Source organism: Xenorhabdus griffiniae (assembly GCF_015163655.1).
Classification (GTDB): domain Bacteria; phylum Pseudomonadota; class Gammaproteobacteria; order Enterobacterales; family Enterobacteriaceae; genus Xenorhabdus; species Xenorhabdus griffiniae.
The window spans coordinates 1-1111 of sequence record NZ_JADEUF010000268.1 but is presented as its reverse complement, the minus strand read 5'-3'; the positions used below and the strand labels follow the sequence as shown (position 1 = coordinate 1111).

The 1111-nt window shown below is 46.2% G+C and carries 1 protein-coding gene; it reads left to right on the top strand.

Annotated elements, in window-relative coordinates; genetic code table 11:
- Window positions 1-355 precede the first annotated feature (355 nt).
- Window positions 356-1111, top strand: a 756-nt coding sequence (locus IQ211_RS19395) for a hypothetical protein (protein WP_193836488.1), incomplete at its 3' end; no start/stop codon positions are given.

The window sequence follows — 1111 nt, the reverse complement described above, 5'->3', positions numbered from 1 at the left end:
AAATGATGACTTCAGGGTAGACAATTGACGCATCGTTTAGCCGATGCGTATCCGGACTTTCAGTCCGTTAATCACTAACCCACCTACTTCAGTAGGTGGTTGTTGAGTTTATTTTTATTTGAATACCATTTAATATTTATACCAATCTAACTTCAAGATACGTGTGATTTCTCCCCGCTTTGTTGAGAGAAATTCAGATCATTTTAAAACGCTATTTAAGAATATTTTCCATTAAATACCGAATTTGCGAGAGGCAGTTTGGGATTTATTTGCATCTTATGCCTGTCATTTTGTCGCCTTTACTCAAACTGGTGGAGATAAAATTTGGATAAATGGGGCATTAAGGAAGGAAACCATGTCAGATACAATGATCGTCACCCCCCATCATTACACCGCTAAAGCATTTTGCGAGGAATTTAATATTCGCACACAGGCAGATGCAGAGGCAGCGCTGAGTAAGGTCGATTCGTTATACCGGCAAAGCAACCGGTTTTATGGCGATTACGGCAACGATCCAGAATTAGATGAATACTACAATCACGAAGACGCCAAATTCGAAGCTCAGTATTTTAAAAAAGCGGCACAGGATGCCGTTGGCAAATTCAAAAGCGGCGAGTTTCCATTGAAAGAGTGGGAAGAAAAGGAAAAAACAAAAGAACCTGAATATCCTCAACCCAATGCCGCCTTACCCGCCAGAGTCCGCGATGACAGCCCGACAGGAACAGGGAACACCCTTGGCAAAATTACCGCTCAGGCAGCCCCAGCACAAGTGTCAGTGGCAGAAGCCAATCCCATTCCCAAAGCGGAAACACCGGCAGAAAAGGGAATGTGGGATAAAACCGTTGACTGGTTTCAGGAAACCGCCGATGGCGTCAGCAAATGGATTGATGTGAGTCAACATAATCTGGAGGCGGCCTGGGAGAATCCCGGGGAAGCCGCTATCGGGGCAGGAAAAGCGCTCTGGAATACCATCCCTGAAATGGTGGAATTGCTTGGCAAAGGTATGGTGATCGCCACAACAGCCCCCGCCGCTGCCGCCGAAAAAACCTGGGAATATATGGGAGGCGCTCCTGTCGGCATTGCTGAAATGCAGCAAAAGGCCGTAGAGATG